Origin of the sequence: Ensifer sp. Root558, assembly GCF_001427045.1 — a bacterium.
GTDB lineage: Bacteria > Pseudomonadota > Alphaproteobacteria > Rhizobiales > Rhizobiaceae > Ensifer > Ensifer adhaerens.
The window spans coordinates 292,961-313,696 of the sequence record NZ_LMGC01000012.1 but is presented as its reverse complement, the minus strand read 5'-3'; the positions used below and the strand labels follow the sequence as shown (position 1 = coordinate 313,696).

The following is a 20,736-nucleotide window of genomic DNA, read 5'->3' as shown; positions in this document are numbered from 1 at the left end:
AAGCGCGAGCCTGCGTTTCAGCAAAAATGCTTAGGGACTGGATTTGAAGCCGATATCGAGGTTTGGGGCCGAAAAATCAAGGGTTCAATCGCGCTCCTACAGCGCCGCGCGTCTTATCAGACGCGCAAAGGTCGCTGTAGCACTTTGATTTGCTGCATGTCTTTGTCCTTCATCGAGATCGATCAATGAGACATGCAGCAACGAAAAGCGCCCTTAGCGCGAAAGCCGCGACATCAGCTGCGCGGTATAATCGACCATCGGAACGATGCGCGAGTAGTTGAGCCGCGTCGGCCCGATGACGCCGACGGCGCCGACGATGCGGTCCTCGCCATCGCGATAGGGCGCGACGATCAACGACGAGCCGGAAAGCGAAAACAGCTTGTTTTCCGAGCCTATGAATATCCGCACCCCAGGGCCGCTTTCGGCGAGATCGAGCAGCTCGATCATGCTGTCCTTCTTTTCGAGATCGTCGAACAGCATTCTGAGCCGGTCGATGTCCTCGGCACCCTCGAGGCCTTCGAGCAGGTTGGCGCGGCCGCGCACGATCAGGCGCGCCGGCTTCTCGTCGCCCTCGTTGCCCGACCAGATGGCGAGACCGCGCTCGACAAGATCCTGCGACAGCGCGTCGAGCTCGCCGCGCACCGTCAATTTCACCTTTTCGAGCTGCGCCCGCACCTCGGCGATCGTCTGTCCGGCGAGATGGGCGTTGAGGAAGTTCGCCGCTTCCGTGAGCTGCGAACTGGTGACGCCGGCCGGGAGCTCGATGATGCGGTTTTCCACCTGGTCATGTTCGCCGACGAGCACGGCCAGCGCCTTGGTCGGCGCCAGGCGGATGAACTCGACATGCTTCAGCACCGGATCGGCCTTGGCGGTGATGACGAGACCCGCGCCGCGCGACATGCCCGACAGCATCTGGCTCGCTTCGGTCAAAAGCGTATCGACCGGCTGGGTATGGTCGTCGCGCCGGACATGGCGGTCGATCGAGGCGCGATCTTCGGGCGATAGATTTCCGACCTGCATGAAGGCGTCGACGAAGAAGCGCAGGCCCGTCTGGGTCGGCAGGCGACCGGCACTGACATGCGGCGAATAGATGAGACCGAGATCTTCGAGATCGCTCATCACGTTGCGCACGGAGGCAGGCGACAGCGCCATTGGCAAAAGCCGCGACAGGTTGCGCGAGCCGAGCGGCTCGCCGCTCGTCAGATAGGTCTCCACGATGCGACGGAAGATTTCGCCCGAGCGCTCGTCGAGCGCCGCGGCGATTTCCTTTGCTCCGGGATTGCGCAGTACCATGTCACTCCACATATGCAGGCACATCCTGCCGTGGCCGGAATATAGTGTCCCTGCGGTCCGTTGGCAAAAGGGAAAAAACGGTCGAATGCCCGGCTTTCCACCGGATCCCTTTACCTCTGCCATGCTCTGCAGCGCCGCGCATCCTTGGACGCGCCAAAGGTCGCTGCAGCACCTTAAACTGCTGCATAATTTTGTCCCTAAATCGATTTCGATTTAGGGAATTATGCAGTAGAAGGCTCACGAGATACGATAGGAGTTGACGATGCGGCCATCCGGCAGAAAAACCGATCAAATGCGCAAGGTTTCTTTCGAGCGCAATTTTTCCAAGCATGCGGAAGGCTCCTGTCTGGTGCGGTTCGGCGACACGCATGTGCTGTGCACTGCAAGCCTTGAGGAAAAGGTTCCGGCCTGGCTGCGCAATGGCGGCAAGGGCTGGGTGACGGCGGAATACGGCATGCTGCCGCGCGCCACCGGCGAGCGCATGCGACGCGAGGCTGCCAGCGGCAAGCAGAGCGGCCGCACCCAGGAAATCCAGCGGCTGATCGGCCGGTCGCTGCGCGCCGTGGTCGATCTGCCGGCGCTCGGCGAACGCCAGATCTCGATCGACTGCGACGTCATCCAGGCCGATGGCGGCACGCGCACTGCCTCGATCACCGGCGCCTGGATCGCGCTCCACGACTGCCTGAAGTGGATGGAAGCCCGCAACATGGTCAAGGTCGAGAAGGTCCTGAAGGATCATGTCGCCGCCATTTCCTGCGGCATCTTCGCCAACCAGTCGGTAATCGATCTCGATTACCTCGAAGATTCCGCTGCCGAGACCGACGCCAACTTCGTCATGACCGGCTCCGGCGGCATCGTCGAGATCCAGGGCACGGCCGAAGGCAAGCCGTTCTCGGAAGAGGAATTCGCGAGCCTGATGGGCCTTGCCAAGACCGGCATTGCCGAACTGGTCGCGCTGCAGAAGCAGGCGATCGCCGGCTGAGGAAGGAACGTCAAGATGGCCCCGGCGCTGGAAGGCATTCTCGAGACCGCCCTTTACGTGGGTGATCTCGATGCCGCCGAGGCCTTCTACGGTGGCATTCTCGGGCTCGCAAAGATCACGCGTGCCGGCAACCGCCACGTCTTCTATCGCTGCGGACCGGGCGTGCTTCTGATTTTCAATCCGGCCGAAACGCTGAAGCCGCCGATCCCGCACGGCACGAGCGGCCAGGGCCACATGTGCTTCCGGGTTTCCGCCGCAGCGCTGGACGCCTGGAAGGCGAAACTGGAAGCGGCGGGCATCGCGATCGAAGCGGACACCCGCTGGCCGAACGGGGCGCGGTCCTTCTATTTCCGCGACCCGGCCGGCAACAGCCTTGAATGTGCGGAACCGGGCCTCTGGTCCATCGAATGAACACGAAACGAGACACCATGCGCAAACTGGACAACAAGACGCTGATCGTCGCCAGCCACAACGCCGGCAAGATCCGCGAAATCCGCGATCTCATCGGCCCGCTCGGCTTCGAGGCGAAGTCGGCCGCAGACCTCAACTTCATCGAGCCCGACGAGACCGGCACCACTTTCGAGGAGAACGCCGCGATCAAGGCGCTCGCCTCGGCCAAGGCCTCCGGCCTGCCGGCACTTTCGGACGATTCTGGTCTCGCGATCGACGCGCTCGATGGAGCGCCCGGCGTCTATACGGCCAACTGGGCCGAGCGCGAAGATGGCAGCCGCGACTTCGCCATGGCCATGCAGAAGGTCGAAGATGCGCTGCAGGAGAAAGGCGCCAAAACGCCTTCCGAGCGCACCGCCCGTTTCGTCTCGGTTCTTTGCCTTGCCTGGCCGGACGGTCATGTCGAGCTCTTCCGCGGCGAGGTCGAAGGTTTCGTCGTCTGGCCGCCGCGCGGCGGCCAGGGCTTCGGCTATGATCCGGTGTTCCAGCCCAAGGGCTACGAGACCACCTTCGGCGAGATGAGCGCCGACGAGAAACACGGCTGGAAGCCGGGTGACGAAGAGGCTCTGTCGCACCGCGCCCGCGCCTTCAAGATCTTTGCCGAGACCTGCCTCGGAGCCTGATCTGAGCGGGATGAGGAAAAGTGCGTGCGGTTTTCCGCCCGCATCCCGCTCTCTACTGAAAGTGACCATGAGAGACGCAATAATGCAAACTGCCACGCTATCGGCGATCGGTGACGGCATGGACCCCGGTTTCGGGGTCTACGTGCATTGGCCGTTCTGCGCGGCCAAGTGCCCCTATTGCGACTTCAACAGCCATGTGCGCCACCAGCCGGTGGACCAGCCGCGTTTCGTTGCAGCTTTCCTTAAGGAAATGGAAGAGGTGCGCGAACTCTCCGGCCCGCGCACGGTCACCAGCGTGTTCATGGGCGGCGGCACGCCGTCCTTGATGGAGCCGTCGACGGTCGATGCCATCCTCCAGGGCATCGCTCGCCATTGGCATGTGCCCGACGGCATCGAAATCACCATGGAGGCGAACCCGTCGAGCGTCGAAGCGACGCGTTTCCACGGCTACCGCGCTGCCGGTGTCAATCGCGTCTCGCTCGGCGTCCAGGCGCTGAACGACCGCGATCTGAAGTTCCTCGGACGGCTGCACAATGTCGAGGACGCGCTGAAGGCGATCCGGCTGGCGCGCGAGATCTTCCCGCGCATGTCCTTCGACCTGATCTATGCCCGTCCGAACCAGACGGTCGAAGAATGGGAGCATGAGCTGAAGGAAGCCGTCTCCTATGCGGTCGACCATCTGTCGCTCTACCAGCTGACGATCGAGGAGGGCACGCCCTTTTACGGCCTGCACAAGGCCGGCAAGCTGATCGTGCCTGATGGCGAGCAGTCGGCAGTGCTTTACGAGGCGACGCAGGACATTACCGCCGCCATCGGCATGCCGGCCTACGAAGTTTCAAACCACGCCCGCCCGGGTGCCGAGAGCCGGCACAACCTCACCTATTGGCGCTACGGCGACTATGCCGGCATCGGCCCGGGCGCCCACGGGCGCCTGGGCATCGGCAATGGCAAGATCGCGACCTCTACGGAGCGCAAGCCGGAGGAATGGCTGCGGCTCGTCGAGACCCATGGTCACGGCATGATCGAGCGGGAATCCCTCGATCTCGAAGCACAGTCCGACGAGTTGTTGCTGATGGGTCTGCGCCTCAAGGAAGGCGTCGACTTGGCGCGATGGCAGACGCTGTCCGGCCGCGACCCGGACCCGGAGCGCGAGCAGTTCCTGATCGATCACGGCTTCATCGAGCGGCTGGGCAATTCGCGTCTGCGCTGCACGCCGGCCGGCATGCTGATCCTCGACGCCGTGGTCGCTGATCTCGCCTGCCCCTGAGGGCAGGCGGTCTTCGCCGGCTACAGACTCAATCGAACGTTTCACCTGACAGCGGCGTGGCCTGCATCGACGGCCGGCCTTCGAATGCATCGAACCAGCGGGTCAGCCTCGGACGGTTGCGAAACGACGGCAGGTAGCGAAACGCCATCCAGGACAGTGCCGTCGCCAGCGCGATCTGCCCGATATCCACGTCTTCCTCGGGCGATAACGTCTGCTCCAGCCAATCGTAGGTCACCTCGATCTTTTCTTCGTAGCCCTTGGCGAGTTCCGGATAGCGCAGATGTTCGGGGCGCCTCTCCCACTCCCAGCGCAAGCCGATCCCGGTCTGGGCAAGAACCTGCGCCACCGACTGCATGCGCAGCGCCCGCCATCGAGGTTCGCCGACCTCGGGGATCCGCTTGCGTCCCTCGTGCAGCGTATCGAGATAGGCGCAGATGACATCGCTGTCGAAGATCGGCTCTTCGCCCTCACGCAACAGCACCGGAACCTTGCCGAGCGGGTTTTCGGCATAGACCTCGTCGTTGCGCCGCGTTGGGCTCGTCTCGTGGTGGATGACTTTCAGCCGGTCGGCAAGGCCGATCTCGTGAGCAAAGACAAGCGCCTTGCGGGCGAAGGGAGAGTGGGTTTGATAGTAGAGGATCATGGCTGCCTCGCGGGATCTGGCGTGAATTCCTGTTCCCGTGAAGAGATATTGCATCGCAGCCGATAAAGGCGCTCTGTTTCTTCGGCCACGATGCAAGTTTGTTTCGTCTAGGCGGCTTTCATCGGATCGCCCTTCAGCCGGTTGAGCTCGATGCCCCTAGCCACCAGCCGGGCGACCTGAGCGTCGTCCACGTCATCGGTGGTGCGCAGGCGAATATAGGCCATGTCGCCCTTGCCGCCGCCCTTCTCCAGGCGTGCGTCGAGATCAAGCATCTCGGCGCCGCGCCAGAAACCGAAGGTCACGCAATCCTTTGCCCCCTTGAGCAGACAGACCGCGCCGCCGGCCTCATAGATGGGATGGCCCCATTTGACGGCGTCATTGAGCGCGCCTGTGGCCAGGAGGGCACCATGCAGGCGCTTCGCCACGTCGGCCGGGACACCGGAGAGGCCGGCAATGTAGTCGTTGACTTTTTTGGTCATGGTCGTCTTTCGAGCGCTCCGTTTCTGTCAGTTGCTGAAGGGAATGAGGGCGCGCAGCCGCGGATCCCGAAGCCAGAGGCCGCCCCAGGCGATCACGCCGAGATAGAAGCCGAAAAGCAGATGGGTGAAGAGCGGGCTGCCGGCCCGCAGATGCGTCGCCATCGCCCCGCCGAGATAGCCGGTGAGCAGAATGGCGCCGAGGATCGAGGTGCGCGGGATCACATAGAGCACCGTGCACAACAATGTGAGAATGCCGAGCAGCCGCGCCAGACCCTGGTCGGCGGAATAGCCGAGCGCGACCATGGTTTCGGTGACGACAGCAAGCGGCACAAGCTTGATGACGGCATCGAAAATCAGGAAGGCGACTAGCACGCCGCTGAGGAAGCGGCCGAGGATGATCGACTTTGCCGTTGGGGCGGGCATAACGAGGCTGGTGGTCACTGATTTCTCTCCTTGGATTTCGTTCTCGGTCCAAGGACGAAAGCGCATGAGGGATCCCGACAGGCACCGTCAGATTTTTCTTTCGGAGATCTCGATACCAGGCGTTTCATCGAGCTTGTCGAGCTGCATGCGGATGTAAGCGCATTCGGCCGCGTTGGTCGCAAGCGCAATCGCATGGTCGAAGGCCACACGCGCCTCGCGGACCTTGCCGAGCTGCTTCAGGAGATGGCCGCTCAAGCCATGGAAATAGAAATAGCCGGAGAGCTTTTCCGCCAAGGGCGCGATCATCGCCAGCGCGACTTCCGGCCCCTGACGCTTCGAAACCGCCACTGCGCGATTGAGCGTGATCACCGGAGAGGGCTGCAGCCGCTCGAGCGCCTGGTAGAGCAGGTCGATCTGCGCCCAGTCGGTCTCATCCGCACGCTCGGCGCGGGCATGCAGCGCCGCGATCGCCGCCTGGATCTGGTAGGCGCCCGGTTGGCGGTACTGCATCGCCCTGTCGATCAGCGCCAAGGCCTCGTCGATCAGCGAGCGGTCCCACAGGCTGCGGTCCTGGTCATCAAGCAGGATGACGGCGCCATCGGCGTCGAAGCGGGCGCGCGCCCGCGAATGCTGGATCATCATGAGCGCCGTCAGCCCCTTGATCTCCGGCTCGGCCGGGAAAAGCTGAAGCAGCAGGCGTCCGAGCCGGATCGCCTCCTGGCACAGGTCGGCCGAGACGCTTTCCGGGCCGTTCATCGCCGAATAGCCCTCGTTGAAGACGAGGTAGATCATCGTGGCGACGGCGGCGAGCCGATCTGACCGGTCGGCCGCATCCGGGGTCTCGAAGGCAAGGCCGGCGGCCGCGACACGCGACTTGGCCCGCGTGATCCGCTGTTCCATCGCCGCCTCGCTGACGAGGAAGGCGCGGGCGATCTGCTTGACCGAAAGGCCCGAGACGATGCGCAGCGCCAGCGCGATCTGCTGCGTTGCCGGCAGCGCCGGATTGCTGCAGACGAACAGCAGGCGAAGAATGTCGTCGCGATAGTGGGAGCCGTCGAGCTGGTCGGCGAGCGCGCCCTCCTGATCCTCGAGGTCGGAAAGAATTTCCTCCGGCGGCAGCGCCGTCTCGCGGGACTGGCGGCGCACCTTGTCGATGCCGCTGTTGCGGCCGACGAAGATCAGCCAGGCGGCGGGGTCGCGCGGCGGGCCGCTCTTCGGCCAGGTCTTCAAAGCCCGGATACAGGCCTCCTGAAACGCTTCTTCGGCAGTGTCGAGGTTGCGGAAATAGCGCAACAGCGCGCCCACGGCCTGCGGCCGGGCCGAAACGAGAGCGAGGTCTATCCAGGCTGTGTCTGTCATGAAGCAAGCTCACTGGGTTTGTAGATGGCAAGAGGACGGATTTCATAGGAGCCGGCGGCCGGATTGGCAGAACTCAGATCACGGGCGAACTCGAGCGCATCATCGAGAGACGCACAGTCGATGACATAGAAACCGAGCAGTTGCTCTTTCGTCTCGGCAAACGGGCCATCGATTACGATCGTCTCGCTGTGACTGTGCCGGAGCGTCGTCGCCGCCGTCGTCGGCATCAAGCGCGCCACCGGCCCAAGCCGGCCTGCCTCCGCATATTTGCTCTGTACGGCCAACAGATCATGCATGACTTTTTCGTCCTGCTCCTTGGTCCAGGCGTTCGTGACATCTTCTTGATTGTAGCAAAACACGGCGTAAAGCATCGGAACTCCAGCTCCTGAAACAAAGACGGTGGCGGCAAGCAATAGCCGACAACCCGGATGAAAAAAACAGGGCCGGTGGTGCTTTCGCCCACCGGCCCGCAATGCGTGCAAATCAGAAATGCTCAAGCGTTGTCGCGGCACTCTAACTTGGTGTCGATGGCCGGCCGGGAAAAGAGGCGCAGAAGCCGCCCGTCGATCGCCGCCAGACCGGCCGCGATCAAGGTCATGCCCAGGAAGTGCTTGAGTTCCAGCGTTTCGCCGAGGAACAAAGCGCCAAGCAGGATGGCGCTGACCGGGATCAGGAAGGTCACCAGCATCAGGTTTGTGACACCGGCCGTTTCCAGGATGCGGAAGAACAGGACGTAAGCGAGCGCCGTGGAAATCAGCGCGATGCCGACGATCGCCGCCCAGACGTCGAAGCCGGGTATGGGAAGCGTCCAGGGATGATCGATCAGCAGCGACAGCGGGACCAGCATGATGCTTGCGGCCGAGACCTGACCGGTCGCAGTCACGATCGGCACCACGCCCATGCGCTTGAAGCGGCGGGCAAAGACACCGGCGAGCGCATAGGAGAGCGCTGCGCCGAGCACGGCGACCTGGGCAAGCAGGTTCGAACCGAGCCCACCGAGCGCTGCCGGGCCAATCATCATCGCAACCCCGAGGAAGCCGACGACGACGCCTGCAAACCGGTTGGCTGTCAGCTTCTCGTCATCGGTCAGGAGATGCGCGACGATCACGCCGAACAGCGGCGTGGTGGCGTTGAGGATCGAGGCAAGGCCGCTTGCGATATGCGTCTGCCCCCAGACGATCAGCGAGAAGGGGATGAGATTGTTGAGCAGCCCCATCCCGAAGAAAGCCAACCACACGCGCGGGTCGCGCGGCATCGACAGTCCCATCAGTCGAACGAAGGCGAGCAGCGCGAGCGCCGCGAGACTGACGCGGAGCGCCACGATCGTGACCGGAGGCAACGCCTTGACGGCGACGCCGATGAAGAAGAAGGAGCCGCCCCACAGAATGGAGAGCAGGATCAACATGCCCCATTCCCGGGCGCCCATGACCTTGGCCTGCGTTGCTTGTGTCATTGCCTTAACCCTCGTTTGTTTGTCAGGCTAAACCGTGATGGCATCTACCATCTTGACTTTGTGCCATTATTCTCAGGATATTGAGCTTCGAACAAACGATCATTTCTCGCCACATGATTGAGTTTGGCTAAACCATGTCGACATACCTTCCTTCGCTTGCCTCGCTTCGCGCCTTCGAGGCCACCGCGCGACATCTAAGCGTTACCAAGGCCGCGCAAGAACTGAACGTGACGCCTGGCGCCGTCAGCCTGCAGGTGCGCGAACTGGAGCAGGCGTTAGCAGTGACGCTGTTTGAGCGCCGGCCGAGACAGTTGGCGCTGACGGAGGACGGCAGCACCTATTTCGCAACGCTCAGGCGCGCGTTCCGAATGATGCGCGAGGCGACCGAGGAACTGACGGCGCGCAAGCGTGCGCCGGTGCTGACGGTCAGCTGCACGCCCACCTTTGCCGCGCAGTGGCTGGTGCCGCGCATCGGCGCCTTCGAGTTACAGGTGCCCGGCATCGACGTGCGCATCAGCACCACCAATCGGCTGACCGACTTCAACAGCGATGGGGTCGACATCGCCATCCGTCATGGGCTTGGTCGCTATGACGGTCTTGTGAGCGAACGATTGATCGATGACGACCCGGTGCCGGTCCTTCACCCGGCACTACGCGCCAGGAACCCACTCGACATGCCGGGTGACCTTGCCGCGCATGTGCTCTTGCACGACGTCCACCGTCAGGATTGGAGGCTGTGGCTGGATGCGGCGGGCGCCGACGGGGTGGACGCCGGGCGAGGGCCGGTCTTCGTCAACAGCAACGGCGCGATCGAGGCGGCCAAGGCCGGCGACGGCGTTGCATTGGTGCGCCTGTCGCTGGTCACGCGCGAGCTTGCGGAGGGTGTGCTGGAAGCCCCCTTCCCTGAGGGCGTGATGACCGGGCTTGCCTACCATCTCGTCTACCCGCCGGCCGCACTCGACCGCCCGCCGGTCACGGCCTTTCGCGCCTGGATCATCGAACAGGCACGAGCCGAGCAGGGTGTGGGGAATGCGGTGACGAAGCGTCCGCCACGGCCGGCACTGAAAGCGGTCCGGTAAAATAAAAAAGCCCGGGCGAACCCGGGCTTTTTTTGCGGCAATGCGGCTCGACTATTCGTTGATCAGGCGCTTCAGCAGCTCGATCTCATGGCTGAGCTTGGTGTCGCCCGAGATCAACTCCTCGATCTTGCGCACGGCGTGCAGCACGGTCGTGTGGTCGCGTCCGCCGAAGCGACGGCCGATCTCCGGGAAGGAGCGCGGCGTCAGCGTCTTCGACAGATACATCGCGATCTGGCGCGGCTTGACGATGACACGGGTGCGGCGGTTGGAGACGAGCTCCTGGCGCGAGACGTTGTAGTGCTTGGCGACGACGCGCTGGATGTCCTCGATGCGCACGCGGCGGGGTTCGCCGGCGTTGACGAGGTGGCCGAGCAATTCATCGACGCGCTCGAGCGAGAGCTGCGGCTCGAAGGAGCGGCGGAACAGGAGCTGGTTGAAGGCACCTTCCAGTTCGCGGCCGCTGGCGGTCACGTTGCGTGCCACGTGGCTCAGGATCTCGCCGGGAATGTCGAGCGAACCGTCGTCCTGACGGGCCGTGTCCAGGCGGCGCTTCAGCATTTCCAGGCGCATGTCGTAGTCCGGGCCGTCCATCTCGATGGCGACGCCGCCCTGGAGACGCGAACGAACGCGGCTGTCGAGCGATTCCAGTTCCCACGGTGCGCGGTCGGCTGCGACGACGACCTGCTTGGCGGAATCGAGCAGCATGTTCAGCAGGTGGCAGAACTCATGCTGGATCGACTTGCCCTGCAGGAACTGCATGTCGTCGATGATCAGGAGATCGATGTTGCGCAGCGACTCCTTCAAGGACAGTGCGTCGTTGTCGCGGATCGCGGTGGCGAAACGCCACATGAAGTATTCGGCCGTCAGGTAGACGACGCGCGGCGCACGCGCGCTCTGCAGCGCCTGGATGGCAATCGCCTGCAGAAGGTGCGTCTTGCCGAGACCGACGCTCGAATGGATGAAGAGCGGGTTGAACCGCACCGCACCGGCGCCGGCTTCCGCAATCGTCCGGGCGGCGGCAAGCGCCACGCGGTTCGAGGAACCCTCGACGAAGTTTTCGAAATTGTAGCGCTGGTCGAGCGGCGAGCCGAAGAGCGGCGCCTGGGTCGGCCTCTGCATGCTTGCGACAGTCGCCGCGGCAACGGTTGCCACCGGCTGGGCTGCGGCCGGACGGCGCGCGGGCTGAGCCGGAGATGCTTCTGCCGCCTGCGGCAGCGCTTCTTCCTGGGTGGTCGGACGGGCGCCACGGGTTGCCGTGCGCACCAGGATCTCGATCTTCATGATCTCGCCGTCTTCCTGCTGGAAGATCGAGGTGATGAGGTCAAGATAACGGTTGTTGATCCAGGACTTCAGGAACGTGGTCGGCACCGAAAGGCGCACAACGCTCTTGGATACGGAATGGAGCTTCAGACGCCCAAACCAGCTTGCAAAGACATCCGGACCGACTTGAGCTTTGAGACGCGCACTTACCCGCTCGAACAGTGCGTCGTGCCTCATGTCGGTTTTTTCCCCCGCCGCCTGAGATAGATTGCTTCCGGCTTGAAATGCGTCTCCTTCTTTCTGAAGTGCGCCCGCCGTCACCAAATTCATCTGCATTTTGCCGCCTTCCAATTCATGTTCAGATGCCGTCATCGCTGCCGGCCTCATCTCTTATGTCCGTCGCCCGCGGCGCCCGTATGGGCCATGCCGCTTTCGCCGAACGTCACAGTCGCAGACGACGCCGGGCTCCTCATCTCCCGCCTCGCTGCGCGCTACGCGCACCCACCTGCCCTGCTGGGCCGGAGGATGTCCCCTCGCGCCTCTCGTCAACAATCCCTTCGACGCGCTCCCGCGCCGTACCGGATCCTCCTCCTCGTCAACAGCTCGTCGCACCCTCGTACGAAGCGATGAGCCGCGCGTTGGACCTTGGCCTCGCGTCGGGCGCCGCTTGCACCCTCCATCGAGGCCTCCTGCATCTTTCCTTTGTCGTAGCCGATCAAAGGGCAAGACAGGCAGCCGTCAAAGCGCCGCAGCGACCTCTAGGCGTCCGACCGGACGCAGGTGCTGCAGATGGCCGCCTCACAATCACAGGACGAAAGTTTCCCGTCCGGAGTGGTATGAACCATCCGGTTTTTTCACCTTCGACTTGTCTGATTGAACGACGCGGAGCCGCCCTGATACAAAGGACAGAAACATCGAAACCATTTCTTCGAAATGGCCTCTTTTGCTTCTTTTTACAGATGTGGTCCGTGTCCCCTGTGGAGGGCATTTAGGCAGGATCGATGGGCAAGATCAATCGCGATTTTTACGCAACCTTAAGCGCTGGCCGTTGACTCTCCGGCCGCCATTTGCTTGCCGCATTCCGAGTCCGAGAAGAATCCCTGTTGAATCAAGGGTTTTGATTTTTCGCTCTTTGCTTAGCTGGCGAAAAAGAAAAAAAATAAAAATTCGCTTGACTCAGAATGGGCCGAACGCCCCCCCAGTCAGAGACATCCTTTTGATAAGGACCTCTCACAAGCCATTGAAATAGTTATATAAATCTTGTCATCGCACTGACATAAGCCCAAGCCGCCAGATTAACCATCGCGATGACAGAAGTATGAATCCGAAAAGCCCGGCGCAAGGGCCGGGCTCTCGATTAACAGATTTTTCTTAGCCGGATTAGGCCGAAAGCGACTTTACGCGCTGTGCAAGACGCGAAACCTTGCGCGATGCAGTGTTGGCGTGCAGGACGCCCTTGGTGGCTGCGCGCATCAGCTCGGGCTGAGCTGCCTTGAGCGCTGCGGCTGCAACTGCCTGGTCGCCGGTTGCAATCGCTTCTTCGACCTTGCGGATGAAGTTGCGAACGCGCGAACGACGGGCCTTGTTCACTGCGGTGCGGCGTGCGATCTTGCGGGTCGCCTTTTTCGCCGAAGTTGTATTGGCCATTTGTGCCTCTCTTCGAAAACTGACATGAACTCCGCCCCTCGCCGTGCCGGGTCACTGCGACCTGTCATCAAAGCAATTCGGGAGTATTTCCGGAAAGCCCAGAATGGCGTTCCAAACTGAGGGCGGCGTATAGCGGGAAACCGCCGCCCCGTCAACGCGCAATTTCCAGAATCTGCGCGCCGTGCTCTGGGCTAGCGATGTTTGAACTCCGGTTTGCGCTTGGCGACGAAGGCGGCCATGCCTTCCTTCTGGTCTTCGGTCGCAAACAGCGAGTGGAAGAGCCGACGCTCGAAACGCAGGCCTTCGGCAAGCGTCAGCTCCAGCGAGCGGCTTACGGCCTCCTTGGCCATCATCACCGCGGGCAGCGAGAAGGAGGCGATCTTTTCGGCAGCGGTGAGCACTTCCTCCAACAATTTCTCCGGCGCCACCACACGCGAAACGAGTCCCGCGCGTTCTGCCTCGGCCGCATCCATCATCCGGCCGGTCAGCACCAGGTCCATGGCCTTCGCCTTGCCGACGGCGCGCGTCAGGCGCTGGGAGCCGCCCATGCCGGGAATGACGCCGAGGGTGATTTCCGGCTGGCCGAACTTCGCGGTCTCGGACGCAATGATGAAGTCGCACATCATCGCCAGCTCGCAGCCGCCGCCAAGCGCGTAGCCGGAAACGGCAGCGATCAAAGGCTTGCGAGCTGCCGCCACCTGGTCCCAGCCGCCGATGAAGTCGCCAAGATAGCTGTCGACGAAATCGAGCGTCTGCATCTCCTTGATGTCGGCGCCGGCGGCAAACGCCTTCTCCGAGCCGGCGAGGACCACGGCGCCGATCTCCTTGTCGGCGTCGAAGGCCTTCAGCGCCGCGGCAAGCTCGCGCATCACGGTCGAGTTCAGCGCATTCAGCGCCTGCGGACGATTGAGCGTCACCAGGCCGACGCGGCCGCGTGTTTCGACCAGCAGCGTTTCGTAGGTCATTTCTGTTTCCTCCGGTTCATGCACCAGACCGCTCACGGACTGGCGTTCATTTCTGGCAGTGCGGGCAATAGAAGGTTGAGCGTCCCGCCTGCACGATGCGGGCGACCGTACCGTCGCAGCCGGGCGTGCGGCAAGCCTGTCCTTCGCGGTCATAGACGGAGAAAGAGTGCTGGAAGTAGCCGAGCGAGCCGTCAGCCTGGATATGGTCCTTCAGCGACGATCCGCCGGCGGCTATGGCATCGGCGATGACCTCGCGGATCGCATCCGTCAGGCGCACGAGCCCCTCCTTCGGCTTGCCGCGCTTGTCGACGAGCGCGCCGGCCGGTTTCAGCGGCGACAGGTGCGAGCGCCAGAGCGCCTCGCAGACATAGATATTGCCGAGACCGGCGATGTTCTTCTGGTCAAGCAACGCCGCCTTCAGCGGTTGGGCCTTGCCGGAAAAGCGTGCGGCGAGATAGGCGGCATCGAGCACGTTGCCGGTCGGCTCCTCGCCGAGCGCGCGGAAATAGGCGTGGCTCGCCACCGTGTCGCGGCGAGCAAGGTCCATGAAGCCGAAGCGGCGCGGGTCGTTGTAGATCACCCGCACCGGGCCTTGCGCACCGTCGAGATGGAAGATGACGTGATCGTGCTTTTCATCCTTGCCGCGCGGATGGTGGAATTCGCCGGGCGTTGTTGCCGCCGGCCCCACCTCGATGCGGAAGGAACCGGACATGCCCAGATGGGCGATGATCACGTCACCGGCTTCCAGATCGATCATCAGATACTTGGCGCGGCGCGACAGCGAGACGATGCGCTGGCCGGCAACGGTCGAGGAGAAATTCTCCGGGAAGGGAAACCTCAGATCCGGCCGGCGCAATTCCGCATTCACGAGCAGCGCGCCTTCCATGGTCGGCGCGAGGCCGCGCTTGACGGTTTCGACCTCGGGCAACTCCGGCATGAATGCACTCCTTCGATCTCAGCCACCGGATGCGGTGGTTGGCATTTCCTTGGCGGCCTTCTTATCCTATAGGGGTGCGCTATGCCGCAGCCGCAGTCCCGCCCACGAGATAGCGTGTGACGGGCCTTTTCGCTATGGTGCCGGAAAAATTGGTTCAGGTGGAGTTCTTCGTATGACGGATCAGCGCGTATCGGCCGATGGCGGCATGGAAACATCTTTCGGTTTCCGCAACGTCGGCACGGGCGAGAAGCAGCCGCTTGTCAACGACGTCTTCCACAAGGTGGCCAAGCGTTACGACATCATGAACGACGTGATGTCGGCCGGCCTGCACCGCGCCTGGAAGGATGCGATGATCGCGGCCCTCAACCCGCCACGCCGCGAGGGCTACAGGACGCTCGACGTTGCCGGCGGCACCGGCGATATCGCCTTCCGCATCATCGAAGCCTCCGACCGCAAGGCGCATTCGACGGTGCTCGACATCAACGGCTCGATGCTGGCCGTCGGCGCCGAGCGCGCCGAGAAGAAGAAGCTCTCCGCCAATCTCGATTTCGTCGAAGCCAATGCCGAGGACCTGCCTTTCGAGGCCAATACCTTCGACGCCTATACGATTGCCTTCGGCATCCGCAACGTGCCGCGCATCGACGTGGCGCTGAAGGAGGCATACCGGGTGCTGAAGCGCGGCGGCCGGTTGCTGGTGCTGGAGTTCTCCGAAGTGGAAATGCCGCTGCTCGACCGCTTCTATGATGCCTGGTCGTTCAACGCGATCCCTAAGTTCGGCAAGCTGATCACCGGCGATGAAGCGCCCTACCAGTATCTGGTGGAATCGATCCGCAAGTTTCCGAACCAGAAGGACTTCGCGACGATGATCAAGGAAGCGGGCTTCTCGCGCGTCTCCTTCACCAATTACACCGGCGGCATCGCAGCGCTGCATTCCGGCTGGAAAATCTGATCCCGATGAGCACGCCTGGAGCATATATCCGCCTCGCGCGGATCGGCTGGGTTCTCGTGCGCGAAGGCGTCGTCTCGGCCGTCCCGACGGAGCACCTGCCACCCTTTGCCCGTTTCGCCCAGAAGGCGGCCGGACTTTTGGCGCGGCGCAGAGTGCCGGGAGAGGAGCGTAGCGACCGGCTGTCGCGCGCCGTCGCCCGGCTCGGCCCCTCCTATGTGAAGATCGGCCAGTTCCTCGCAACCCGCCCCGACGTCGTTGGCGCGGAGTTTGCCGCAGACCTGTCGCTGTTGCAGGACCGCATGGCGACCTTCCCGCAGAACGAGGCGAAGACCGCGATCGAGGGATCACTCGGCCGGACGGTCGATGATCTCTATGCCGAGTTTTCCGAGCCGATGGCCGCGGCCTCGATCGCTCAGGTGCACCCGGCGATCGTGATGCGCGACAGCGGCCCTGAGAAGGTCGCGGTCAAGGTCATCCGTCCCGGCGTGCGGCAGCGCTTCGCCTCCGACATCGAGGCGATGTATCTCGTCAGCCATATGCAGGAGCGTTTCCTGCCCTACACCCGCCGGCTGAAGCCGGTCGAGGTGACCAAGACGCTGGAACAGACGACGAAGATCGAGATGGATCTTCGTCTGGAGGCGGCCGCCCTTTCCGAGCTTGGCGAGAACACCAAGGACGATTCCGGCTTCCGCGTGCCGAAGGTCGACTGGGAGCGGACCGGACGCGACGTCGTCACCATGGAGTGGATCGACGGCGTCAAGATGTCGGACATCGAGGGCTTGAAGGCCGCAGGCCACGACCTCAACCTTCTAGCCGAAGTGCTGATCCAGTCCTTCCTGCGCCACACGCTGCGCGACGGCTTCTTTCATGCCGACATGCATCAGGGCAATCTCTTCGTCGACGATGCCGGCCATATCGTCGCCGTCGACATGGGCATCGTCGGCCGCCTCGGCAAGAAGGAACGCCGGTTCCTGGCCGAGATCCTCTTCGGCTTCATCACCCGCGACTACCAGCGCGTGGCCGACGTGCATTTCGAGGCGGGCTATGTCCCTTCGCACCACGACGCTGCGAGTTTCGCCCAGGCGATCCGCGCGATCGGSGAGCCGATCCACGGCCAGCCGGCCGAAACCATTTCGATGGCGAAGCTGCTCACGTTGCTCTTCGAGGTCACTGAGCTCTTCGACATGCAGACCCGCCCCGAGCTCGTCATGCTGCAGAAGACCATGGTGGTCGTTGAAGGGGTGGCTCGCACGCTCAATCCGCGCTTCAACATGTGGAAGGCCTCCGAGCCGGTCGTCGGCAAGTGGATCCGCGACAATCTCGGACCGAAGCGCATCGTCACCGATTTGCGCGACGGCCTGCATGCCGCACTCAGGCTGGCTGAAGCCGCGCCCGAAATCGCCGCCCGCACGGAGAAGTTTTCGAGCGAGATCATGGCGATGAGCGAAAACGGTCTGCGCTTCGACGCCGAGACCGCGCATGCGATCGGCAAGGCGGAAGCGAAACACACGCGCTCCGGCCGCATCGCGCTGTGGCTCATCGCCGCCACGCTCGCCTATATCGCCTGGCAGGTGACCTGATCCCGCCCGCGCCCGAACCGGCGCGGCGGGCTTGTCTTTCTACCCACGCTTGCTATCCTTCCCGCATGGATAATCGCTCTATTCTCGTCATGGTGCTTTGCACGCATACCCCAGGGGTGTGCGGGAGACCTGTTGCGCTGACTTAAGCGAAATGTCCCCCACCAACCCTGCCGAGGCGAGCAGGGTTGGGACCTGTTTCCTCGGAACCAAAGAGAGGAAACAATGACCGACGCAAACGACCCTTCAGATATCAACATCCGCGCGGCCCGCGTCGTCGATTTCGAAGCGATCGCGGCGCTGATGAGCCAGCCGGGCATCCGCTCGGGCACGCTGCGCCAGCCGTTCGCCACCCCGGAACAGACACGCAAGTGGTTGGAGAGCCTCTCGGACGTCAGCGTCGTCATCGTCGCCGAGCGCGCCGACCGGATCCTCGGCATGGCCGGACTGCATCGCAGCAAGGGGCGCCGGCATCATTCCGCGGCCCTTGGGATCAGCGTCGACGACGACCATCGCGGCGAGGGCATCGGTAAGTCGCTGCTGACCGCTCTGATCGACGCCGCCGATAACTGGCTCGGCATCAGCCGCATCGAGCTTACGGTCTTTACCGACAACGAGCCCGCTATCGCACTCTACCGCAAGGCCGGCTTCGAGATGGAGGGTACGCACCGGGCCTATGCGCTGAGGAACGGTGTGCTGGCCGACGTGTTCGCGATGGCCCGCATTCGTGAACCTGCGGCGCCGAAGGCCGCTTGAAGGCCGCAACGGCCGGCAACCGGCACGGACTGTGGCCGGCCGATTGCGATCCAGCGCAACCGCCGGCAGCATCCTGTTCCATCCGGAACTGCGAATATCTCGGCTTCATGCGACTTTCGTCTCATGGATGACAAAGGTTCATCCCAACCCATCCGGAGGAGAGATCATCATGCGCAAGTTCATCGTCGCAGCCGCTGTCGCCATTACCGCTGCCATCTCCTTTGCAGCACCTTCGCAGGCCGGTGGCATTTCGATCGGCTTCGGCAACGGCTACTACGGTCATGGCTGGAGCGGCCGTGTCGGCTACGTCGGCAGCTATTATGGCGGACCCTACTACTACGAGGACGAACCCTATTGCTTCCTGAAGACGGTGAAGCGCTACGACAGCTACGGCAACCGCTACTACAAGAAAATCCGCATCTGCCGCTAAGCGACAGAATGAGGGAGGGCGCTTGAGAGCCCGGCCGCGGTGCGGCCGGGCTTTTGCATTCCGACATCCACTGACGTCAAAACGATTCCGCTGCGAGGAAATCTGGTGTAGCTCGGATGCCGAGCCATTCTGAATTCCGCAATCGAGGAGGGTCGGTCATGGATCTTGGTATCGCCGGAAAACGTGCGCTGGTGCTTGGCGGCAGCAAGGGGCTGGGGCGCGGTATTGCCGAGGCTCTCGCCGGCGAAGGCGTCATCGTGGCGCTCACCGGCCGCGACGCGACATCGGCGGCCAAGGTGGCAAGCGACATCAGCCCTTCGGCGCGCGGCTACGCCCTCGACCTCTCGAAGCCCGAAAGCCTCGATGGCCTGCTGGACCAGCTCGAAGCCGATTTCGGCGCGATCGACATTCTGGTGCTGAATGGCGGCGGGCCGCCGCCCTCACCTGCCTCGGTCATCGAACCGGACTTCTGGCGTTCTCAATTCGAGACCATGGTGCTGGCCGGCATGCGCATCGCCGGCCGGCTGCTGCCCGGCATGCGGGAACGCCAGTTCGGGCGCATTATCGCCGTCGCCTCCACCAGTATCCGCGAACCGATCGTCGGGCTCACCGCGTCGAATGCGCTCAGAAGTGCGGTTGCCGGCTGGCTGAAGACGCTCGCCGGCGAGGTCGCTGCCGACGGCGTGACCGTGAACCTGCTTCTGCCCGGAAGGCTTGCCACAGACCGCACGCTCAGCTTCGACCGGATGGACGCCGAAAGCGAAGGGCTCGATGTCGAGACGGTCGCAGCCCGCAGCCAACGCGACATCCCGATCGGCCGCTACGGCACGCCGGCGGAATTCGGGGCGGCCGCAGCCTTCCTCGCGGGCCGTCAGGCAAGCTACATCACCGGCGTGGCGCTGCCCATCGATGGCGGCCTCAGCCGCTCGATGCTCTGATACCGTTCTGGACATTTCCGCCGACGGATTGGGGTGAGCTACGAAGGCGAGGTCATACCTCGTCCCGACTGTCATCGCCGATGAGCGCCGAGAGGTCTTCGGCCAACCGCGTGACCAGCGCGCCGGCCTCGGGCCGGTAATAGAGGGCGATCTCCATCGTCTCGATCATCGGCAGTCCTTGCTGCGGCCCCACCGTCCGGTGCCGGTCGTGGACGACGCGGGCCGGCAGCAGGCTGATGCCCAGCCCATCGGCGACCGCCGACTGAATACTGGCGAGGCTGGAACTGGTATAACTCACGCGCCAGCGTCGCCCTGAGGCATCCAGTGCCGCCACCATGTCGTCGCGATAGAGGCCGCGCGGCGGAAAGACGACGAGCGGCAGAGGATCGAGCGCCAGAACAGGATGGGCGGCGCTGTCGATCCAGCACAGGCTTTCCTGCCACTGTTTCACGGCATCGCCCGTGCCGCGGCGCTGCTTGACGACGACGATATCGAGCTCGCCACGATCATAGAGCGACCGCAGCTCGCGGCTGAGCCCGCTCGTCACTTCGAGCCTGACATTCTCGTGGCGGCGGGCAAAGGCCGCGAGTGTGCTGGTCGTGCGGCCGGCTGCAAAGTCCTCGGGCAGGCCGAGGCGCAGCGTCGCGGCAACCGATGCGCCCGAGAGAAGCTGCCGCACTTCCGCGTCCAACGCCAGCATGCGCCGTGCATAGCCGATCAACTGCTCGCCCGCTTCCGTCAGGCGGACCTGGCGATGGCTGCGTTCGAGCAGCCGATGGCCGGCCTGCTCTTCCAGCCGCAGGACTTTCTGGCTGACGGTCGACTGGGTGGAATTGAGCCGGCCGGCCGCAGCGGTGAAACCGCCGCAATCGGCCACCGCCGCGAAGGCTTTCAGCAGATCCAGATCGAAAGGTTGATCATTCATATTTCCACTTGATAGCATTCATACATTTAATTTCCAAATGAATGCGGCACTGCCTATGGTCGCACACGGGAGGGCCACGCCGGGCGCGGGAGACGTTCGGCGACGACGCGTGTCTTGCGCCCTTGAAAAGGTCACGGATCGGCTCAAGTAAGCACGAGATTGCGATGAGCAAGAGCGGCACGGATGGAGCCCTTTCGAGGTTTCCTCGTCCGCTCTTAACCGGAACCATTGCGATCGACCGACCCATTCGGCCGGCCCGCATGATCGGAAAGAACAAATGCGACCAAGACTTTTCGGCTCG

Annotated in this window: 22 protein-coding genes; 10 read left to right on the top strand and 12 right to left on the bottom strand. The window is 63.2% G+C overall.

Annotation, left to right across the window (positions count from 1 at the left end):
• Positions 1-213: 213 nt before the first annotated feature.
• Complete coding sequence (gene hrcA, locus ASD63_RS14915; RefSeq protein ID WP_034797467.1) at positions 214-1,293, bottom strand: heat-inducible transcriptional repressor HrcA; 1,080 nt, start codon at positions 1,291-1,293, stop codon at positions 214-216.
• A 262-nt stretch (positions 1,294-1,555) separates the two neighbouring features.
• On the opposite strand from hrcA, the gene rph reads away from it, so the two are divergent.
• The 4 genes from rph to hemW all read left to right on the top strand — a co-directional run bounded on the left by rph (position 1,556) and on the right by hemW (position 4,615).
• The gene (rph, locus tag ASD63_RS14910) at positions 1,556-2,275 is read left to right on the top strand and encodes a ribonuclease PH (protein ID WP_034797469.1); all 720 of its coding nucleotides are present in this window, start codon (positions 1,556-1,558) and stop codon (positions 2,273-2,275) included.
• Positions 2,276-2,290: 15 nt separating this feature from the next.
• Positions 2,291-2,686, top strand: coding sequence for a VOC family protein (locus ASD63_RS14905; protein WP_034797471.1), 396 nt, complete (start codon positions 2,291-2,293; stop codon positions 2,684-2,686).
• Between the two features lie 17 nt (positions 2,687-2,703).
• Complete coding sequence (rdgB, locus tag ASD63_RS14900; RefSeq protein ID WP_034797474.1) at positions 2,704-3,348, top strand: RdgB/HAM1 family non-canonical purine NTP pyrophosphatase; 645 nt, start codon at positions 2,704-2,706, stop codon at positions 3,346-3,348.
• A gap of 82 nt (positions 3,349-3,430) precedes the next feature.
• Positions 3,431-4,615, top strand: a complete 1,185-nt coding sequence (gene hemW, locus ASD63_RS14895) for a radical SAM family heme chaperone HemW (RefSeq protein WP_060529504.1) — start codon at positions 3,431-3,433, stop codon at positions 4,613-4,615.
• 28 nt (positions 4,616-4,643) lie between these two features.
• On the opposite strand, the gene ASD63_RS14890 is transcribed toward hemW, so the two are convergent.
• The 6 genes from ASD63_RS14890 to ASD63_RS14865 form a co-directional block, all read right to left on the bottom strand.
• Entirely contained in the window at positions 4,644-5,258 is a 615-nt protein-coding gene (locus tag ASD63_RS14890; protein ID WP_034797478.1) for a glutathione S-transferase family protein, read from the bottom strand.
• A 107-nt stretch (positions 5,259-5,365) separates the two neighbouring features.
• Complete coding sequence (locus ASD63_RS14885; protein WP_051659372.1) at positions 5,366-5,737, bottom strand: DUF1801 domain-containing protein; 372 nt, start codon at positions 5,735-5,737, stop codon at positions 5,366-5,368.
• A gap of 27 nt (positions 5,738-5,764) precedes the next feature.
• Positions 5,765-6,160 (bottom strand): DoxX family protein, encoded by a 396-nt coding sequence (locus ASD63_RS14880; protein WP_034797480.1) that lies wholly within the window; start codon positions 6,158-6,160, stop codon positions 5,765-5,767.
• Between the two features lie 87 nt (positions 6,161-6,247).
• The gene (locus ASD63_RS14875) at positions 6,248-7,519 is read right to left on the bottom strand and encodes an RNA polymerase sigma factor (RefSeq protein WP_034797482.1); all 1,272 of its coding nucleotides are present in this window, start codon (positions 7,517-7,519) and stop codon (positions 6,248-6,250) included.
• On the bottom strand, positions 7,516-7,890 hold the full coding sequence (locus tag ASD63_RS14870; protein WP_034797485.1) for a YciI family protein: 375 nt from the start codon (positions 7,888-7,890) through the stop codon (positions 7,516-7,518). The genes ASD63_RS14875 and ASD63_RS14870 overlap by 4 nt, the downstream gene beginning before the upstream one ends.
• Before the next feature lie 122 nt (positions 7,891-8,012).
• On the bottom strand, positions 8,013-8,972 hold the full coding sequence (locus tag ASD63_RS14865) for a DMT family transporter (protein ID WP_234798723.1): 960 nt from the start codon (positions 8,970-8,972) through the stop codon (positions 8,013-8,015).
• A 134-nt stretch (positions 8,973-9,106) separates the two neighbouring features.
• Here ASD63_RS14865 and gcvA point away from each other — a divergent pair, with 134 nt between their 5' ends.
• Positions 9,107-10,051, top strand: coding sequence for a transcriptional regulator GcvA (gene gcvA, locus ASD63_RS14860; RefSeq protein ID WP_051659373.1), 945 nt, complete (start codon positions 9,107-9,109; stop codon positions 10,049-10,051).
• 51 nt (positions 10,052-10,102) lie between these two features.
• On the opposite strand, the gene dnaA is transcribed toward gcvA, so the two are convergent.
• The 4 genes from dnaA to mutM form a co-directional block, all read right to left on the bottom strand.
• Complete coding sequence (gene dnaA / locus ASD63_RS14855) at positions 10,103-11,548, bottom strand: chromosomal replication initiator protein DnaA (protein ID WP_034797490.1); 1,446 nt, start codon at positions 11,546-11,548, stop codon at positions 10,103-10,105.
• Positions 11,549-12,691: 1,143 nt separating this feature from the next.
• Positions 12,692-12,958 carry a 30S ribosomal protein S20 gene (gene rpsT, locus ASD63_RS14850; protein WP_034797494.1) on the bottom strand — a complete coding sequence of 89 codons (267 nt, stop codon included), beginning with the start codon at positions 12,956-12,958 and terminating at the stop codon, positions 12,692-12,694.
• 191 nt (positions 12,959-13,149) lie between these two features.
• Positions 13,150-13,923 carry an enoyl-CoA hydratase gene (locus tag ASD63_RS14845; RefSeq protein WP_034797495.1) on the bottom strand — a complete coding sequence of 258 codons (774 nt, stop codon included), beginning with the start codon at positions 13,921-13,923 and terminating at the stop codon, positions 13,150-13,152.
• Positions 13,924-13,969: 46 nt separating this feature from the next.
• Positions 13,970-14,860: a bifunctional DNA-formamidopyrimidine glycosylase/DNA-(apurinic or apyrimidinic site) lyase gene (mutM, locus tag ASD63_RS14840; RefSeq protein ID WP_034797500.1), complete on the bottom strand. Its 891-nt coding sequence runs from the start codon at positions 14,858-14,860 to the stop codon at positions 13,970-13,972.
• 172 nt (positions 14,861-15,032) lie between these two features.
• On the opposite strand from mutM, the gene ubiE reads away from it, so the two are divergent.
• The 5 genes from ubiE (at position 15,033) to ASD63_RS14815 (ending at position 19,510) form a co-directional block, all read left to right on the top strand.
• Positions 15,033-15,809 (top strand): bifunctional demethylmenaquinone methyltransferase/2-methoxy-6-polyprenyl-1,4-benzoquinol methylase UbiE, encoded by a 777-nt coding sequence (gene ubiE / locus ASD63_RS14835; protein WP_034797505.1) that lies wholly within the window; start codon positions 15,033-15,035, stop codon positions 15,807-15,809.
• 5 nt (positions 15,810-15,814) lie between these two features.
• Complete coding sequence (gene ubiB / locus ASD63_RS14830) at positions 15,815-17,389, top strand: 2-polyprenylphenol 6-hydroxylase (RefSeq protein WP_034797511.1); 1,575 nt, start codon at positions 15,815-15,817, stop codon at positions 17,387-17,389.
• A gap of 222 nt (positions 17,390-17,611) precedes the next feature.
• The gene (locus ASD63_RS14825) at positions 17,612-18,142 is read left to right on the top strand and encodes a GNAT family N-acetyltransferase (RefSeq protein ID WP_034797513.1); all 531 of its coding nucleotides are present in this window, start codon (positions 17,612-17,614) and stop codon (positions 18,140-18,142) included.
• A gap of 169 nt (positions 18,143-18,311) precedes the next feature.
• Positions 18,312-18,572: a hypothetical protein gene (locus ASD63_RS14820; RefSeq protein WP_034797516.1), complete on the top strand. Its 261-nt coding sequence runs from the start codon at positions 18,312-18,314 to the stop codon at positions 18,570-18,572.
• A 158-nt stretch (positions 18,573-18,730) separates the two neighbouring features.
• Complete coding sequence (locus ASD63_RS14815) at positions 18,731-19,510, top strand: SDR family oxidoreductase (protein ID WP_034797517.1); 780 nt, start codon at positions 18,731-18,733, stop codon at positions 19,508-19,510.
• A 52-nt stretch (positions 19,511-19,562) separates the two neighbouring features.
• On the opposite strand, the gene ASD63_RS14810 is transcribed toward ASD63_RS14815, so the two are convergent.
• The gene (locus tag ASD63_RS14810; protein ID WP_034797519.1) at positions 19,563-20,435 is read right to left on the bottom strand and encodes a LysR family transcriptional regulator; all 873 of its coding nucleotides are present in this window, start codon (positions 20,433-20,435) and stop codon (positions 19,563-19,565) included.
• Positions 20,436-20,736: the final 301 nt, after the last annotated feature.

What these genes read in the sequence shown, in the direction of transcription:
- ASD63_RS14815 (WP_034797517.1), top strand. Translation starts at nt 18,731, where the DNA reads ATGGATCTTGGTATCGCCGGAAAACGTGCGCTGGTGCTTGGCGGCAGC.
- rpsT (WP_034797494.1), bottom strand. Translation starts at nt 12,958, where the DNA reads ATGGCCAATACAACTTCGGCGAAAAAGGCGACCCGCAAGATCGCACGC.
- ASD63_RS14875 (WP_034797482.1), bottom strand. Translation starts at nt 7,519, where the DNA reads ATGACAGACACAGCCTGGATAGACCTCGCTCTCGTTTCGGCCCGGCCG.
- ASD63_RS14810 (WP_034797519.1), bottom strand. Translation starts at nt 20,435, where the DNA reads ATGAATGATCAACCTTTCGATCTGGATCTGCTGAAAGCCTTCGCGGCG.
- rdgB (WP_034797474.1), top strand. Translation starts at nt 2,704, where the DNA reads ATGCGCAAACTGGACAACAAGACGCTGATCGTCGCCAGCCACAACGCC.
- hemW (WP_060529504.1), top strand. Translation starts at nt 3,431, where the DNA reads ATGCAAACTGCCACGCTATCGGCGATCGGTGACGGCATGGACCCCGGT.
- ASD63_RS14870 (WP_034797485.1), bottom strand. Translation starts at nt 7,890, where the DNA reads ATGCTTTACGCCGTGTTTTGCTACAATCAAGAAGATGTCACGAACGCC.
- mutM (WP_034797500.1), bottom strand. Translation starts at nt 14,860, where the DNA reads ATGCCGGAGTTGCCCGAGGTCGAAACCGTCAAGCGCGGCCTCGCGCCG.
- ASD63_RS14885 (WP_051659372.1), bottom strand. Translation starts at nt 5,737, where the DNA reads ATGACCAAAAAAGTCAACGACTACATTGCCGGCCTCTCCGGTGTCCCG.
- ASD63_RS14890 (WP_034797478.1), bottom strand. Translation starts at nt 5,258, where the DNA reads ATGATCCTCTACTATCAAACCCACTCTCCCTTCGCCCGCAAGGCGCTT.
- ubiE (WP_034797505.1), top strand. Translation starts at nt 15,033, where the DNA reads ATGACGGATCAGCGCGTATCGGCCGATGGCGGCATGGAAACATCTTTC.
- gcvA (WP_051659373.1), top strand. Translation starts at nt 9,107, where the DNA reads ATGTCGACATACCTTCCTTCGCTTGCCTCGCTTCGCGCCTTCGAGGCC.
- ASD63_RS14845 (WP_034797495.1), bottom strand. Translation starts at nt 13,923, where the DNA reads ATGACCTACGAAACGCTGCTGGTCGAAACACGCGGCCGCGTCGGCCTG.
- ASD63_RS14820 (WP_034797516.1), top strand. Translation starts at nt 18,312, where the DNA reads ATGCGCAAGTTCATCGTCGCAGCCGCTGTCGCCATTACCGCTGCCATC.
- rph (WP_034797469.1), top strand. Translation starts at nt 1,556, where the DNA reads ATGCGGCCATCCGGCAGAAAAACCGATCAAATGCGCAAGGTTTCTTTC.
- hrcA (WP_034797467.1), bottom strand. Translation starts at nt 1,293, where the DNA reads ATGGTACTGCGCAATCCCGGAGCAAAGGAAATCGCCGCGGCGCTCGAC.
- dnaA (WP_034797490.1), bottom strand. Translation starts at nt 11,548, where the DNA reads ATGAGGCACGACGCACTGTTCGAGCGGGTAAGTGCGCGTCTCAAAGCT.
- ASD63_RS14880 (WP_034797480.1), bottom strand. Translation starts at nt 6,160, where the DNA reads ATGCCCGCCCCAACGGCAAAGTCGATCATCCTCGGCCGCTTCCTCAGC.
- ASD63_RS14865 (WP_234798723.1), bottom strand. Translation starts at nt 8,972, where the DNA reads ATGACACAAGCAACGCAGGCCAAGGTCATGGGCGCCCGGGAATGGGGC.
- ASD63_RS14905 (WP_034797471.1), top strand. Translation starts at nt 2,291, where the DNA reads ATGGCCCCGGCGCTGGAAGGCATTCTCGAGACCGCCCTTTACGTGGGT.
- ASD63_RS14825 (WP_034797513.1), top strand. Translation starts at nt 17,612, where the DNA reads ATGACCGACGCAAACGACCCTTCAGATATCAACATCCGCGCGGCCCGC.